This window comes from Edaphobacter bradus (assembly GCF_025685645.1).
Lineage (GTDB): Bacteria > Acidobacteriota > Terriglobia > Terriglobales > Acidobacteriaceae > Edaphobacter > Edaphobacter bradus.
Genome location: NZ_JAGSYF010000002.1, coordinates 1,426,807 through 1,443,650, shown reverse-complemented (window position 1 = coordinate 1,443,650; position 16,844 = coordinate 1,426,807). Strand labels below are relative to the sequence as shown.

8 protein-coding genes are annotated in these 16,844 nt (G+C 54.4%); all 8 read right to left on the bottom strand.

Features of this window, described 5'->3' with window-relative positions:
* Positions 1 to 231: 231 nt before the first annotated feature.
* The 8 genes from OHL16_RS12125 to OHL16_RS12090 all read right to left on the bottom strand — a co-directional run bounded on the left by OHL16_RS12125 (position 232) and on the right by OHL16_RS12090 (position 16,633).
* On the bottom strand, positions 232 to 1,173 hold the full coding sequence (locus OHL16_RS12125; protein ID WP_263367383.1) for a sugar phosphate isomerase/epimerase family protein: 942 nt from the start codon (positions 1,171 to 1,173) through the stop codon (positions 232 to 234).
* 336 nt (positions 1,174 to 1,509) lie between these two features.
* A complete protein-coding gene (locus OHL16_RS12120) occupies positions 1,510 to 2,838 on the bottom strand; it encodes a Gfo/Idh/MocA family protein (RefSeq protein ID WP_263367382.1) in 1,329 nt (442 codons plus the stop codon).
* Positions 2,839 to 2,863: 25 nt separating this feature from the next.
* A complete protein-coding gene (locus OHL16_RS12115; RefSeq protein ID WP_263367381.1) occupies positions 2,864 to 5,548 on the bottom strand; it encodes a family 16 glycoside hydrolase in 2,685 nt (894 codons plus the stop codon).
* A gap of 267 nt (positions 5,549 to 5,815) precedes the next feature.
* Positions 5,816 to 8,086, bottom strand: a complete 2,271-nt coding sequence (locus OHL16_RS12110; RefSeq protein WP_263367380.1) for a glucoamylase family protein — start codon at positions 8,084 to 8,086, stop codon at positions 5,816 to 5,818.
* A 216-nt stretch (positions 8,087 to 8,302) separates the two neighbouring features.
* Positions 8,303 to 10,750: a beta-glucosidase BglX gene (bglX, locus tag OHL16_RS12105; RefSeq protein WP_263367379.1), complete on the bottom strand. Its 2,448-nt coding sequence runs from the start codon at positions 10,748 to 10,750 to the stop codon at positions 8,303 to 8,305.
* A gap of 283 nt (positions 10,751 to 11,033) precedes the next feature.
* Positions 11,034 to 14,240 (bottom strand): carboxypeptidase-like regulatory domain-containing protein, encoded by a 3,207-nt coding sequence (locus tag OHL16_RS12100; protein WP_263367458.1) that lies wholly within the window; start codon positions 14,238 to 14,240, stop codon positions 11,034 to 11,036.
* A 193-nt stretch (positions 14,241 to 14,433) separates the two neighbouring features.
* Complete coding sequence (locus OHL16_RS12095) at positions 14,434 to 15,177, bottom strand: 6-phosphogluconolactonase (protein WP_263367378.1); 744 nt, start codon at positions 15,175 to 15,177, stop codon at positions 14,434 to 14,436.
* Between the two features lie 127 nt (positions 15,178 to 15,304).
* Positions 15,305 to 16,633, bottom strand: coding sequence for an MFS transporter (locus OHL16_RS12090; RefSeq protein WP_263367377.1), 1,329 nt, complete (start codon positions 16,631 to 16,633; stop codon positions 15,305 to 15,307).
* Positions 16,634 to 16,844 lie beyond the last annotated feature (211 nt).

Below are 16,844 nucleotides of genomic sequence, written 5' to 3'. Positions count from 1 at the left end.
TCGCTCATACCTCATCCTCAGCTCTAGTGCAAACCTACACAACGTGGGTTGGCCTGACGAGTACGGTGTTCCGGTGAAGATGGTTATCGTGCGCTTCAGCTTGTCAAAGGAATTTACGATTCATGCACCAGCAATACCGCCATTCGACTTGTGTAATGCTTCTTGAAGGGCTCGCCTCGACCGGATAGCTTCCGGGCCGTCAGGATTGGCGTCGGCCCGGAACCGGTGTCGCTATATCGACGAGTATTTTTGGCAGAGTTCGCGAACCTTCGCAACCAGCTTCGGTAAACCTGTAGCTGCCGGTTCTTCACCAATGCGCGCATTGCCCTCATATTCGATCGACATGTAGCCTCTATAACTGGCTTGCGCATACATTTTCCATACCCGACCCATATCAATCGGAGTACCGTCATCGAACCGGTCACGGATATGCGAAACGGTGGCATAGGGGATGCAGGCTGCGATCTGCGCATACGGGTCCTGCGTCGCGGAAGGTATGAAATGGGTGATATCGAGATTGATGCGTGCGTATGGAGAATCGACGCGGTGGATGATCTCCAGACAAACATCTGCGCTCTGCGAAACTCCGGAATGGTCTTCAAGACCAAGCACAATACCTTTGGGCGCGGCATAGTCGCAAGCAGCTTTCATTCCTTCCACAGTCCAGGTGGTGGCCTCTTGCATGGATGCGCCTTCCGGTAACTTGCCGGCAAATATGCGCAGGTGGGAGGCACCTAGCCGATCGGTTACGTCGATCCATTTCTTGATATCGGCCAGCACTCCCACGCGCTTTGTTGCATCAGCTTGCACGAGGCTCGAACCGCATGCCGTTCCGGAAAAAACCACGGCGTTCTTGTAAGCCAAATAGCGTAGGCTCTCGAGATATTCAGGATCGGTGGATTTCAAGTAATACACGGTCATGTCGACAGCGTCGAGCCGCAATTCCACCGCCTTGCCGATGAAGTCTTCCATCGTCATTGCGCCGTGGGTTAACTCCTGCCGATACGAGTAAGCACAACACCCAAGTAGCAATCGCGGCATTTTCGATGGTTCCATACCATCTTCAGCAGATGCGGCTTCGGCGGGCGGCGCGACAATACCCATGCTTGCTCCGGCCAGCACTCCCACACCAACGGTCTTCATAAACTGACGACGTTGAATTGCCTTGTTCATATTCTCCTTCTGTCTTCACTTAAAAATTCCTGTACGCCTCAATCGAACACTTCTCGCGATCGGCTGCGCAGGGGCTAATGCCAGGGTGCCGGCGACCTGCAGTGCAGACCTTATGCGGGCCTAGCTCTGGCGCGTTGAATCTTCCGGTGAGCTTCCGCCGCGCCAGTGCGTCTCCAGGCTTACGGTTAGGTGGTAGCCCACTTCCTTGAATGCCTTGAACTACCCAACCGTCAACCGTATCCTTTGCAGTAGCAGTGACCGATGCTGTCTTTGGGGGCGGGTTCCGGCCGTTGGGGGGAATGGCGTTTCGCTACTCAAATACGAATTAGGCATTGATCACACGAGCGCCCACTCGGGCCGACTTAATGGCGCGGCGAGCAAAGCGTCAGCGTAATTATTGTCCTCGAATGCTTCCTTTTCCGGATTCCAATGCAATGTTCCGCCGACCCGGCAAGCAATAAGACCTATTTGCCCGATAGAAAGAGCGCGGTGCCCTACTTCTATCGGCTCCAGTGGTGAACGGCCCTCGCGAATTGCTGCGATCAGGTCATTCTTATCCCAGAGAGTCTTCGAGAAATCCAGTTCGCCAGGCTCGGGCTCGTGGGTCAGCAGTTCTGGCTTGCTGCTGGTCATCGTGCCCGGATAGCCATCGACCTTAATCCAGGCGTCGCTCCCGAAGTAAGTGATGCTAGGCTTGCTAGTCGGAGTCTGCTCGCAGCTCATCGTTACGCCATTCGCATACCGATATTGGATCTTAAAATTAATCATAGTGTTCCAAAGGCTCACGGGGAACTCACCGTGCCCTTCGACTTCAACCGGTCCCGTATGTTCGGAATTGTTTGCCCACTGCGCCGCGTCGAAATAGTGAGGACCCCAGTTGGCGATCATGCCCTGGGCATAAGTATCGACTCTCATCCAGTTGGGCCGCAGTTTATGCTGCTTCACATCGTGCACACGTTTTTCGGTGTAAGGCACCTTTGGGGTGGGACCGAGCCACATGTCGTAGTCCAGTTCCGGAGGAATCGGCATATCCGGCTGTACACCAACCGGGGTCGGATCCGACGGGAACACAATCTCGATCCGTTCCAGTTTTCCGACGTGTCCATTGCGGACCAACTCGACCGCATGATTCTGAGGACGGAGCGAACGAAATTCGCTGTCGGTCCGGGCCGTTACACCGCATTGCTTTACTGCATCTGCAAGCATGCGCCCCTGCTGCACGCTGATGCTGATGGGCTTTTCCATGGCAAAGTGCTTTTTGGCTTTAGCCGCGGCAATGCCCATGGGAACATGCCAATGGTCGGGTGTGGAGACCATCAACACATCGATATCCGGATTGCCAATCACTTCTCTAAAGTCGGATTTCGTTGCACAGCCGTTGTATGCGGACAATCCATCCCTCTGCGCATAGAAAGAATTCACGAATGCCTGGGCCTCGGTCATTCGCCAACGATCGACGTCGCAAACAACTACGGCCTGTACCCCGGGAACCCTCATCATCTGGGGAAGGTTACTGCCGAACGCCTGGCGTCCGGTACCGATAAATCCTACGTTGAGACGGTTACTGGGTGCATTGGCCCCAAATACACTGGCTGGAACAATTGTTGGCATGCCCAAGGCGGAAAGAGTGCAGGCAGCACCAGAAACAAATTCTCTGCGGTTCATGGTTTACTCCAATCCTGATTACTTCTTATGGCAACTCTTTGATCTTGATGTTCTTGAATGCAACGTTGTGGCCGTGGTCCTGCAGGAGAATGTACCCGCTGGGAATACTCGCGAAACCCGGATAGCCGTTGAATTTGCTTTCCGCTACGCCCTGCTTGAAACGCGCAAACTTCCGATCCACGTCGAGAACCTCGATGCCATCGAGCCAATGTTGAATGTGGTCGCCACGCACGAGGACGCGCGAGTGATGCCACACACCCATCTGTGTGTCACCCTTTAGGTTCGCCGGAACTACGTCATAAATCGACGCAGTCTTCAATCTTGGAGGAAGATGTTCTCCTCTGTATATGTAATTCGCATCATCAATAATCTGATACTCATAACCAGGCTGTGATCCTGCGGGTTTAGGCTGTCGCTCTTCAACAAAGTATTTGACTCCGCTATTCCCTCCGAGGCCGAGTTTCCAGTCGAACACGAGGTCGAAGGATGTGTATTTATTGAGAGTCACAATATCGCCAGCGTCGCCTGCTTCCATCCCACCTGACAGCACGCCCCGCAATTCGCCGTCCGATACATCCCAGCCTTTTGACGGAAATGTCTGCATATACGCGCCCCTCCAGCCTTTCGTTGAGTGGCCGTCGAACAGTAGCTTCCAGCCGTCGCGGACTTCGGCAGGCGTAAGAGTGTTTGCGCTTTGCGCCTCTACCGCTGTTACGCGCAGGTTGTCGAACTGAATGTGACCCCACTCAGTTCCCAATGCGAACATCCCATGCGAATGGACTGAACTCTCAGCTGTAGCAAGTAACTTCCCATCGAGCGCGGCTGCTATCTGAGTTCCATTGAAGCTCAGCTCCAGCCGATGCCACTGATTGCGGTCTATCGCGATAGATCCGGACGCGAGCGTTACTGCCGGCTTTTTATACTCAACCGAAAGAATTTCCCATATGCCATCAGGCTTCACGCGCAGTACATAGCCGCCTGGCAGTCTAGTCTTGTCGTCCGCAGCCGACGCATCGATCCGGCCGATGACAACGGCCGGTGACTCTGAAAGAAATCGCACATCGGCAGCAACACGATAATCTGTCCAATTCTCGTCTCCGGCTAGAGTGATTGGATCCGGCAAGGCGCCCCACGGAATCGCCTTATCCGTGATCACTTGCTCCAAACAGCGGCCGGAGCGGCCATTGCAATCACGAACCTCGAACGCACCATCTTGATCGGCCAGATACTTCGCTGAGTGCCCCAACTGAGTCTTTTCAAAATCATCCCCATATGGAAAAGGAAATGGCTTTGCAGCGGGTGGCTTCACTGACCCTTTTCCTTGTCCCGTGGTTGTGGTCAACGAATAAAGCGAATCCGGATCAAAAGTGTAGGTCAACGTGCCGTTCACCGGCTTCACATCGGCGACGTGTTCAAAGGTCCGAGAGTCGTTTGTTTCCCAGATATGCACTTCATTCGCGGCAAGACCGCCGGCGGGGCGGAAAGAGACGGTTTGCGGATGTTTGGCATCGATCGTCTCCAGAATCACGCTCCAATCCTTCGCATCCGGTGAACGAAGGGCGACATAGGTTCCCTTTTCCGGGAGATTGCCTGATGAGGAGTCGAGATACTGCCACCCAGGCTGCGCAAACTGCGTGGTGTGAGCTGTGGCCCAGATTGTCCCCTGAACGTCGTAGTGTCCGGACCACGGAGTATTCGCATACATCAACCCGGAGTTAGGAGCAGCAAGAATGTCATAGTAAGAGGTAACCGGACTCCAGATTTCCGTGGCAGTTAGAGAGCCCTCCAGGTAGTTCTTGTTATAGAGATGAGCAAGGATGCGTCCGCCAACGTGCCAGTCGCGACTAACGAACGGTCCACTTCCACGATTCGGCTGATCTTCGCTTGACCAAAGCGGCTTATTCGTTCTGCGAGCCGCGTCGGTAGTGGTAGGTCCAAACCAGAATGGATAGTGCACACCGATCACATCAATGGCAGTAGCCAGATCCGGGTCTTTCAGAATCTCGGGTGCGATCGTCCATTGATCCCCGGGATTCCCATCGCAGCAGATGATTCGGGTGGATAGATGGTGAGCCTTGAAGTTGCTGCGTAGTTCCTTGATATATGCCACGTCATAAGCGGTCTCATTCCAAATGCCGGCATAGGCGATATCCAGGGAGTAATCGCGCTTTGCGGTGCGGATAAAGTCCGCAACATAATCAGCCATTTTGGAGGAATAGAGCGTTTCCTTTCCGCCCGAATTGGAGCCAACCCACTTGGGCGCGCCCCACGGAAGGACTTCCAAGATGACATGGGGATTCCGTTTGTGCGCCTCAGCCATTAGCCACCACTCGTAACCTCGTGATGAGTTGTGATCCGAAGCTGTGCGCATGTGACTCGGCTCAGAACCATCTGTTGAATTCACATCTGCGCCTATTTCAACCTTCAGATGCTGCAGGGCCGCACCATAACCCGGCTTGAACAAATAATCCAGAATCTGGCTGCGCTGTGGCTCTGGGTAGTCAATGAGCAACCGTGAAGAGGCTCCTGCGCTCACGCCGCCAAGACCGTCGAACACTCTGCCTTTACTGCTACCGTCTAAAAGTACGCTTGGCTGCTGGCCGCTTACGACTACACCGGTACACAGCAACAATGCCAGCCCAGTCATCGAAAACCGTCCCCGCCGATCGTTTGCCGAATGTCGAATCAATTCCCGTCTTGCCTTGCCCATCTCGTACTCCAATTAATCATTTGTTTCTCAAGCTTCTCTCGATTTCCTAGAGGGTCTTCTCTTTTGTTTTCGGCAATCGCAAATAGAGGAACAAAGTCCCAGTCATGCAAACTGCAGCATATGTCCAAAACGCTCCCGCTGGTCCCAGATTCGCATTCACTAGCAGAAACTGATTTCCGAAATCACCAACCAGGTCGCCGGCGCCAGAGACGAAGAGGCGCACAAACGTTGGTGAACTGAGACCTCCTACAGCACAACCCCTTGCCTTCAGTGCGCGTCTTTCGTCAGGCCGATAGCCTGCTGCATGTGAGAGATCTCAGGGTTGGACATAAAATATCGCCAGACAAGTCCGGTGCGGCCGTTTTCAATCATGACAGCCATTGGAGCTTGATTTAAGCCCATAGTAATCTCCGAATACCAATTCTCCTGCTGGTTAAACGCATCACGAAATCCATAGATGCTCCACACTTGCGTTCCCAGATCGCGATAATAATGCTTCAGGGCAAGCATCGACTGTTCCGGTGTGTAAGCGAAGGAACTGATTGCTCCGGTGGGCGCGATGGTGCCATCGTCAGTCGCGGTATATACATGCTGGTTATCGCGGGGAGGAGCAGTCACCCCATCGTTTGGGGCTAAGGGCTTGTATTCCCGATATCCATTAGGACCGTCGACGGCTGTCAAGCCCCATGTATCTGCGCCATGCCCTTTGAAGTGATTAGGATTCGCAATGCTGTATGCCTGACTGACAAGTGCTTCATTGCGATTATTAACGAAATAGTTTGCGTACTTGTCGCGCCATCCGCGGGGATCATAGCCCAAATAAGAATAATGAGTGAAGAAAAGAGGCCCAGGCGAGGACGGCGCGTGGATCATGTCAAGAGTGATACCGTAATGGGTATTTCGTACTCCATACAGGTGATCTTTAACTCCCTCCCCAGCGTACCCTGTGTAATAGAGGCTTGGTGGAACAGGATGAGTGGGTGAGGCGATCGCGAGCATATACGTGATCATTACTTCATTCCAACCTTGCAAGCGGTTGGCGATGTGAAATGCGAAGTTAGGCGACCAGTGCCAATAGAGAGCATCTTTGTTTGGTGTTGCCCGGAACCAATCCCACTCCACCCCTTTCCATAACGCTGTGATGTTATCGCGAAGCTCGTGTTCGTCCTTGTTGTCCCGATCGAAGTATTGGCGCGCGGTCAGAAGACCTTGCATGAGAAACGACGTCTCTACAAGATCGGCCCCGTCATCATATATGCCAAAGACAGCGACAGTATGGCCGGTGCTGCCGCTAAGAAAGTGCGGCCACACTCCATGATAACGATCTGCTTTGGCAAGGAAATTTGTGATGTGGAGAAGACGGTCCACAGCTTGTTGGCGCGTAATAAATCCTCGATCGGAAGCTACGACCATCGACATGATTCCGAAACCGCTCGCACCAACGGCAACGATATCGTCGGCACCTGGAGTTGATTCCCGGGCCATGCCGGAGTTAGGCTCATTGGCCTCCCAGTAATAGCGGAAGGACGCCTCCTCCACCATCGTCAGTAATTCGTCATCAGACATGGGATGCGTGCTTCCTGTAACAGCAGATGACAGAGGAGACTCATTCAGCGATGATGTGCGTGCAGAGATCTTGTAGGATGCCGTCGCGTGTGGGTCTCCGATGTAGTCGGAAAACCGGTTGACCCCATATCGCTGCACCCCAATTGCCTGATATGGCTCGCCATGGATAGAGCGATAGATGACATATTGCGCGACAGTTGGGTCTTGCGCTGCTTCCCATGTCAGATCGACGTGCCGCTCATACCCCTTTGCCGCCAGATTTGTCGGTGTCGCTGGTGCTTGTTGCCTGGCTGACGGCGCGTCTTCAATGCGGATGTCATCTATATAGAGTGTGTGGGACTTTGCATCACTCGCACCCTGCGCAAAGATGATCGATGCAATTCGATGTATATCGAAAGGCCGCAGAGATGTGCTCGTGAAGCGCGATAGAGGAATCTGCACACGTATCCATTTGCCCGGTTCGATATCATTCGTGAATGTTCCGATCGGCAACGATCCCGTAAAGTCATGACTTGCGTATTCTATGACTGGCAACAGCCCTGTAAAGTCACGGTTAAAACCGCGCAGAGCAATCTTGGGAAGATCAGCGGCGCGTATTCCGTCCTTTGCATAAATCCAAAAGAAGAGACTATCTCCGGTAAAGTGCACATTCCGATTGCGCCAGTCGTTGAGGTCGATCTCGGCAGTCCATCCACCGTTGGGCATCGATTGCCATTGCAATTCAAGCGCGTTGGGGCCGCTGATGAAATGCGAGGTCTCGATAGGTAGTTTGTTATCGACAAGTTTCACGATGCTTGGAGCGGACACCTTGCCGGAACTGTAATAGTACGAATCCGGCGAGGTGCTGTTCTCGAAGAAAACCTGCTGCGAATAGTTCTGGTCTGCTATGGCAGTACCGGATATGGAAACAAAACCTAAGAGAAATGCAGCCAGAGCCTTTGGTGCTTTCATAGGGTTCATACCGACGTTCATCGATCCTCCATCTGGTTTTGGTGTGGGGAATTGTTCGGGCTCTGGTGCAAATTGTTCATGCACCGAACGACTTGGTGAGAACGTCGCGCTGATCAGGTCCCAAGCACGGCGCCACTAGGGCACTTCAATGCTCGCCGACTGACTCCCAACGCCGTGCACATCGAAGGCCTCGACGCATGAATGTGTCCCATACAAAACCTGAACGCAGACAGACAGTTAAGGGGCAACGGTAAATTTAGCATTCTCCGTTGCAAGTGAGCTACCGCCGATCCAGACGGTGTACTCCGTTGGCTCCATCACTGCTTTGCTGTGAATGTTGTAGAAGGCGAGCTCATCAAAGCCCAGATTAAAGGTCACATCTCTCGATTCACCGGGATTGAGAGTCACCCGCTGGAATCCCTTCAAACTTCTTACAGGCTGTTCAATGCTCGCACCTAGATTTCTGACGTAACACTGCACCACTTCCGTTGCCCTCCGATTTCCAGTGTTCGAAATCGTTGCCGTAGCGATGATCAACGGTGAGGTCCCATTTTCAGTAACCTGCTTAAGCTGGATACCTGGCTTGGATAGCCGGACCCCAGAGTAAGCGAATTGGGTGTAGGAAAGACCATGCCCGAAGGCGAAGAGCGCGTCGTTTGGGACATCGATGTAACGGGAGATGAAGCGGGAGTTCGATGTTGGCGGGTTTGAGAGATCGGCATCCATTGGTGGCCGCCCGGTCGGCAACTGGTTGTAATAGAGCGGCTCCTGCCCCACAGCACGCGGAAAGCTCATGGGAAGTTTGCCGCTGGGCGACACATCGCCATATAGGACATCTGCGATTGCCGGACCGGCTTCAACGCCGGGAAACCAGACCGCCATAATTGCTGACACATTTCTGGCGGCCCAGTCCAGGACCAGGGGACGACCGGAGAATACGAGTAAAACAATTGGCTTCCCGGTGGCAGCTACGGCTTCAAGAAGCTTCTGTTGCTTGCCCGGCAGATCGAGGTGTGCGCGGGACCCCGCTTCTCCGCTCATTTGATTGGATTCGCCCAGCGCGAGAATCGCGACGTCTGACGCTTTGGCTGCTTCTACGGCCGCCACAATGTCGGCTTCGGAATCACCAGAGATCTCTGTGCCCTTGGCATAGATGAGCGAACGGCCTTCTCGTTGAGAGCGCTCTTCCAACGCAGCTTTAACGGTGATCACGTCGCTATGTTGTCCCGCCCCTCCCCACGCACCACCCATATTGGAGGCACTATCTGCCAGGGGGCCAATGAGAGCGATTCTCCTAACGCTGGGCTGGAGTGGAAGAACAGGGGTGCCGCTCGCCAGCTTTTCATTCTTCAGAAGAACAAACGATTCCTCCGCCGCTTTGCGCGCCAGTGGTCTATGTTCCGTAACAGCAGCCGTAACCTCGGTCCCCTCAGCATACGGATGCTCGAAAAGACCCAGGGCAAACTTCACTCGCAAGACTCTACGAACGGCTTCATCCACAACTGCCATTGGAACCTTGCCCGACCGAACCAGTTCAGGGAGTTCGGTATCGTAGTAGTGCGACATCATATCGACATCCACACCCGCGGTGAGTGCCTTGCTCGTTGCCGACGCCGCGTCGAGAGCGATGCCGTGATGTGTCAACTCCATCACCGCTGTAAAGTCGCTTACTACAAAGCCATCGAACTTCCACTCGTCGCGAAGGATCTTTGTAAGAAGAAACGGATTCGCCGAGGATGGAACTCCATTGAGGGAGTTAAACGCACTCATCAGCGTCGCGGCCCCGGCCTCAACAGCAGCCTTGTAGGGTTGCAGATAAACCTGTCGCAGGGTGATCTCCGACATGTCCGTCGTGTTGTATTCTCTGCCCGCCTCGGCTGCACCGTAGGCGGCAAAGTGCTTTACGGACACCGCAACATTGCCTGGCTGCGAGAGGTCATTCCCCTGATAGCCCTTCACATAAGCTCTCGCCATCGCTGAGCCAAGGTAGGGATCTTCTCCTGCTCCTTCCGTTGACCGTCCCCAGCGTGCATCGCGGCTGATGTCTACCATCGGTGAATAGAACCAACGAACTCCAGCGGTCGTGGCCTCTTCCGCGGCCATGTGCGAAAGCGATGAAACAAGATCAGGATCAAAGCTGGCTGCCAGCCCTAACGGCACGGGGTATACCGTCCGAAAACCGTGAATGACATCGGCCCCGAAGAGTAGAGGAATGTGGAGTCGACTCTTCTCGACTGCCGCATGCTGAAGTTTGTTCGTGCGCTCCGCTCCAATGGTGTTCAACGTCGAACCGAGCATTCCAGTTTCGGCAAGTCGAAAAGCATCCACTTTAACGTGGGTCACAGGATTGGCTGCGAGGTTCGCAGTTGCATTGGCTGCTTTGCCCGCCCCCGGAGATCGCGGCGGAGCAACGTGATCGTCAGCATGATACTGAACAAGCTGTCCAATCTTTTCCTCCAGGGTCATCTTTTGTAGAAGCTCATTCACCCGGGCTTCCAGCTTTGGATCCGCAAGCTGGACATTAGGGCGCTTCGACTGTTCTTGTGCAGCAGCTTCCCCGCCCTGAAGTCGGGACAGTTGTGCTGTGCTCAAACCATGAAAAGCAACAATACTGAAGCAGAGCAGGATTGCACGGCACGACAAATTCTTAGGCACATGCAACCGCTCGCTTGTCGAATGAATCATTCTTCTACTCCTTCAGTTCACGCATCCAGGTCGTAAGGGACGCGTATACGTTAATTTGCTGTCTGATCGTTGAATGCTTTCACACGGCGTCTGCTAAAGCCGTTGCGCAACGCTTGTGGATGCATGTTCGACAAAGTTAGGCAGAACTGACACTGTGGCCCGAGAAAGTCCCAGTTGGCGAGCGTGCAGGCTCCTGATGGCTTCAGATACGAAATGGCCCCCTTCTCCCTGCTCACCTGATGTACAGACACCACGTGAGCGGGGAGAGGAGGCCATATGGAGGTTAGAACGTGAACTTCCCAGCGATCTGCAGAATGCGCGGATCGGCAGCGCCCTGAATCTTCCCAAAAGAGCTGCTCGACAGGTTAGTGCTCAGGCTATTGTAGTTGGCGTGGTTGGCAAGGTTGAACGCCTCGAAACGGAATTCGAATCGTTGCTGTTCGCGGATAGCAAATTCCCTGCTCAAGGCCACATTCACGTTTATCCATCCGGGGCCTCGCACTGAATTCCGCCTGACATTGCCAAAGGTTCCCCATGCGTTTGGGGTAAATCCGGTGGCAGTGAGCCATGTAAGATGCTTCACATCGCGTTGATAGGGATTTCCCGTCAGATTCGGGCGGTCATTATTGATATTCGTCAGAGAATAATCGAAACCGCTACTCGGGGTAAACCATGTACCACTATGCCTGGTCACAATCGGCGACAGCTTCCAGCGACCGACCAGAGTGTTAGCCAAACGATTCGAAAGAGCAGGAGACACTCCAACGAACGAAATATTGGCGATATGCCGAATGTCGGTGCTGCAGTTGCCTCGTTCGCCATTCAGATTATTGGGGTCCTGCGTCTGCTGAAACGCGAAGTCGGTGGAGAATTCAGCGTTGCCGAGGCAGTGGGAGTAGGTGTAGTTCGCCAGAATCGTATAGTTCGAGCTGAACCGATGCTGGCCTTTGAGAAGCAAGCCGTTGTAACCCGCAATTCCGTTGTCGTCGGCCTGGTTAATATCGGAATATACCGCTCCAAGGGCCGGGTTCTTCAAATAGAGCGCTCGTCTCGAGTTCGACGTCTTTCGGAGCGCGGCGCAGACCGTGGACGTAGGGTCGTTGGGCGTGGGGCAGCTTCCCGGTGCGTACACAGAGGCATTAATGTTCTCTCCGCTCAAAACATGAATGGTCTTGTTACCAACATACCCTGCGGAAAATACCCAGTTTGAGAACGGCTGAATCTCATACATCAGATTCCACTGGTTGGTGTACATCTGGCGCATGTTGGACGGATACGTAATATAGGATCCTTGAGCCGGGAATGCCACGTTCCTGGAAGGCGGTTGAGGAGTCGGAAATGGACTTCCCCCCGGATATCCAGCCCATGGATTTGAGAATCCTCCCACAGGGTTGTTCAGAGAAATTTGATAGCCCCAGGGAGCATCTGCTGTTTGATCTTCCCAGTAACCCAGCGACAGCACATCATAGAAGAGCCCATAGCCGGCTCGAATAATCTGGTGGCCAGTCCCTGTAGGATCCCAGGAAATACCCGCGCGTGGTTCGAACTTCCAGGGATGGTTCTGCGCAAAAGTCTGCCCTACGCCCTTATCCCCTGGAAACAACAAACCAGCCGGGGCGTTTGGATATACGTTGCTGACGGTACCGACGTTGAAGGCAGCCATATCAAAGTGCTGCATTCGGTTGGCTCTTTCATTTCCCCACAGGTTTGGCTCCCAGCGCACGCCAAGCTGGGCGGTCAATCTCTTATTGAATTGGACGACATCATGGACGTACGCTCCGAAGTAATTCTGGTTACCATCAAAGCGCTGCTTGTTTGCTTGTGTGAAGCTCCTCGGAAGGCCGAGCATGAAGTCGGCGAGAGCGTCTCCCGTGTTGTTATTGCTAAAGCCGAACTGTCCGGCCGCCAACCCCCAGAACACGATCACGTCTTTGTGGTTGACCCATTCGACTCCCAGCGAGATGTGCTGCCGTCCGCGAACTATATCCATATCGTCTGCTAACTGGATATTGTTCTGAGTCAGGTTAGCCGACGAGCAGGTTCCGCAGCCGACACTAAAGTATGACGGGACAGAAAGAGAAAGAAAGTTAGACAAAGGTTGATACGGAATATTTACGCCCAGTGAGGCAAGGTTAATCCCATTTGGAGCCGGTCCGCGCGTAACTGCCAAGCGCGTATAGCCAAGGTGGGCGGAGTTCACAATGGTAGGAGAGATTGTGTAGGTGTCGCCCATCACGATGGACTTGCTGTGGTCCACCACGCCGGACACTTGCGCTAGCAGGATATTCGAATCGCTATAGTGTCCGGGGCGCAGGTAATCTCCGCTGAAATAGTGGCCGAAGATGTTCTGCCTCGCGCTGATATTGGTGTCAACACGGCCAAGAATCTGACGCTCGCTCTGAGGCTGTGGAATCGAATATACAAGCTTCCCGCACGGATCTGTAGGCATGGGAAGATGCTTCACGAGGTTAAGCGCCTGTTGATTGAACCGGGATGTAGGAATCTTGTTACCTGCGAATGTTCCTCCGTTCGGATCTTTTAGCGTGACTGCTGCTTTCGCCTGACATCCTCCGTTCGTGGCAAGGGCATCAAACGTGCTAAAGTCTCCATTCAGTACGGCCTGGGTAGGCAGGTAAGAGGTATACCCCGAAGGCGTAGTGCGTGTCACCGTTTCTTGAAGTCCGAAAAAGCCGAATACTTTACCCCTGAGGATCGGCCCGCCCACGGTTCCACCGAACTGATTTCTCTTTAACGGGTCAACTTTGTGGCTATAAGCGTTTGCCGCGTTGACTGCCCCGTTGCGAACGAATTCGAAAAGACTGCCGTGAATCTGATTCGTTCCGGACTTTGTTACCGCGTTCACAACGGCTCCCGGGTGCGAGCCGTAGCGTGCCGAAAGCGAGCTGGTCTCAACGCTGAATTCCTGAAGCGCGTCAGGGAAAGGCAACGGAAGGTTCACGTTGGAGAAAGTGTCGATATTCTCGCCGCCATCGAGCAGATAGTTTGTTCCGTTAGACTGCCCGCCGAAAACAGAGATGGCGGTGCCCGAGCTATAGTTCTTGCTGCCGGTCAAGTCGCTGTACCTTGGAGGCGTATCCGTTGCTCCTCCTGCTAACATGATGAGATCCGTGGGCTGGCGACCGTTGAGCGGAAGCTCGGTCATTCGCGCCTGGTCAATCACCTGCGAAACGGACGTCGTGTCGGTCTGTACCATGGCAGCTTCCGAGTTCACAACCACCTGCTCGGTGACCTGTCCCACGTTGAGGGTGATATTGACTTTTGGGCTCTCGTTGACCTGGAGGGTGATCCCGGTCTGAATATACGTTTCGAATCCCTGCGCTGCCACTCGCAGCTTATAAGGTCCAATGGGGAGAGCTGACAATACATAGATTCCGTTGGCGCTGCTTACCGTCGTCCTGACAGTGGCGGTTGCGATTTGCGTTGCGGTGATCGTCGCACCAGGTATGGCAGCCCCCGAGGCATCCGTCACGACGCCGGAGATCTGCGCACTTGCGACAGCCTGCGCGCGCGCAAGATTGCCGGAGACGGTAACCGTCGACAGCGATGAAAAGGCGAGACAATAAGCGAGAATCGTGCGTTTCATTTGTGGTCCCGTTCCTCCAGTTGAATAGGCTTGCGTGCTGCATGGCTGTTGGCTGCCATTGCGCTCGATCGAGAGTTGATTAAAATCCGTCCAGTTCGGCCGCAGATTCCATATCGAGAAAGAGAGTCGCATCCGGGTGGGTGCGAAGAATCGTCGCCGGACAATCGCGTGAGATTGGTTCTGTAAGAGCGCGCCGGACGATGCTGGCCTTTCGCACGCCAGGCACCGATGCGATCAGCCTGGGCACACGAAACAGCGTCGGGATCGTAAGAGTCATGGCCGTGGGCGGCACTTTCTCGAAGCTCTCGAACCAGCCCTCCGCGGCTTGCTGTACGCGGCACGGATCATCCAGATCCACGATCTTCACGTCGAGAGGATCGTAGAAGTCCGCAACGTGTGGATCGTTGAAAGCCAGGTGTCCGTTTTCGCCAATCCCCAACAGGCATACCTGAGGCCTGGCGGCTCGAACAGCGCTCGCATAGTCCTCGCACACGCGAGCTGGGTCGGGTTCAGTTCCATCGATCTCGTAGAATTGCTTCAGAGGAACTTTTCGCACCAGGTTCTCATGCAGGTAGCGGCGAAACGAGGCTGGATGGTCGGGCGCCATGCCCACGTATTCATCCATATGGAAGGCTTGCACCCGCTCCCAGGGAATATTGCCGATCTGAGTCAGTGCGCGAAGTGTCTCCAGTTGCGAGGCGCCAGTCGCAAAAATAACTGGAATGTCTTTGCCATCGTGACCCGCGTGGCGGAATGCGGTTGCTGCGGCCTCCGCTGCAGCCTGGCCTGCAGCCTGCCTCGTCTCGTGAACCTCAACTTTCATGGATCCACACTTGAATTGCTTGATTGCGGTAGTAAACGTGCTCATCACTTCTCCTTAATCATTTGCTTCGCTGTTTTCACGTAACGTCAGTGTTGCGGCAGGGACAGACGATCCTCTCCGCTGGCACCTAGTAACTCAATGGTTTGGTCTTCACTGGACGAATAAGTGCGAAGACACAGATGGTTGCAACCACCGGCAGCAAGCCAGCGGCAAGGAAGGCGGGACCGTAGGAAAACCGGTCGACCAGGATACCAACGGCATAGGTAAACGCAGCCCCGATCAGTCCGGCGGCAAAGCCGCTGAGTCCTGTAACGGTGGCAACTACATCCTGCGGAAACAGATCCGACGGCAAGGTCAGTCCCATGGTTGACCAACTGGCAAAACCCCATAAGGCGACGCATATCAGCGCCATCGCAAGGTACACGTTGTGCAGATGGGCCGCTGGTACTCCAGCCAGAATCGGAATCACGCTGACAGCACAAACGGCCTTCCGCGCGCGAACCACCGGAACGCCACGCCTAATGCAGTAGCTGGAAATCCAGCCACCGGTAAAGTTGCCGATGTCGGCGGCAACGAATGGGATCCAGGCAAACAGCGCGATGCTCCGCAGGCTGAATCCGCGCGCGTCGCTCAAGTACTGGGGCAGCCAGAAAACATAAAACCACCAGATGGGATCGGTAAGGCTGCGACCCAACACAATGCCCCACACGTTAGGATCTTTCATCAGCTGGAGATACCGCTGCAGGCCGCGCAGGCCGGACTTGCAGGCCACTTCCTGGCCGGAACGGATGTAGGCGGCTTCGTCCCGCGTTACCCGTGGATGACGATCGAGTGGATGGTAGACGCGAAACCACGCGACGAGCCAAACGAATCCCAGCAGCCCCGAGAATGCGAACGCCCAGCGCCAGCTCAGCGCCAACGCAATCCACGGAATGCCGATAGCAGCCAAGGCTCCCCCCACACTTGATCCGCTGTCAAAGATTGCTACCGCAAGGCTGCGTTCCTGGCTCGGAAACCATTCGGCCACCGTTTTGCTGGCGGCAGGCCAGTTGAATCCTTCCCCGATTCCGAGCATGAAGCGAAAGGCGGCAAATCCGAAAACAGAGCTCGCGAATCCGGTGAAGATGTTGACCACCGACCAGAGGATCGCCGCCAGGGCCAGCCCCAGCTGCACTCCAATTGCGTCAAGCAGGATGCCGCCCAGAAGCCACGTCAGCGCGTACGACACCTGGAACGTGCCGAATACCTTTGCGAGATCAGTGTGAGTGAAGTGGAACTCGCGGGCGATCATCGGCGACAGAACCGAGAAGGTCTGCCGGCTGATGTAGTTCGTCACCGTCGAAAAGAAGAGCGTCCAGGCGATCCACCAGCGGACCCGGCCGGATCCGTTTCGCATAGATGAAGTCGGTGCGATGCGGACTGGCAGTTCGTCGATAGCCCCTCTTCCCAACGTCATTCGTTTTCCCTCCAGACTTGACACTATCGGCGCAGCCCTTGATCCAATTCCCGAACATCAAAGCCGTCGCGGACGAGGAGTGTTACGCCCTCATTTTCTGCAGTGGCGGGAAAACATGCGTGATACTAGAAACAGCAAACGAAGATTGTCAAGATATTTTTCCCATTCGACAGATAATTCTCCATAGCCCAAAGGACCTACGAAGTGACGT

Bases quoted from the DNA above. Each gene is read 5' to 3' on its own strand.
- OHL16_RS12120 (WP_263367382.1), bottom strand. From the start codon at position 2,838: ATGAACCGCAGAGAATTTGTTTCTGGTGCTGCCTGCACTCTTTCCGCC.
- bglX (WP_263367379.1), bottom strand. From the start codon at position 10,750: ATGATTCATTCGACAAGCGAGCGGTTGCATGTGCCTAAGAATTTGTCG.
- OHL16_RS12125 (WP_263367383.1), bottom strand. From the start codon at position 1,173: ATGAACAAGGCAATTCAACGTCGTCAGTTTATGAAGACCGTTGGTGTG.
- OHL16_RS12090 (WP_263367377.1), bottom strand. From the start codon at position 16,633: ATGACGTTGGGAAGAGGGGCTATCGACGAACTGCCAGTCCGCATCGCA.
- OHL16_RS12095 (WP_263367378.1), bottom strand. From the start codon at position 15,177: ATGAAAGTTGAGGTTCACGAGACGAGGCAGGCTGCAGGCCAGGCTGCA.
- OHL16_RS12110 (WP_263367380.1), bottom strand. From the start codon at position 8,086: ATGAACGTCGGTATGAACCCTATGAAAGCACCAAAGGCTCTGGCTGCA.
- OHL16_RS12115 (WP_263367381.1), bottom strand. From the start codon at position 5,548: ATGGGCAAGGCAAGACGGGAATTGATTCGACATTCGGCAAACGATCGG.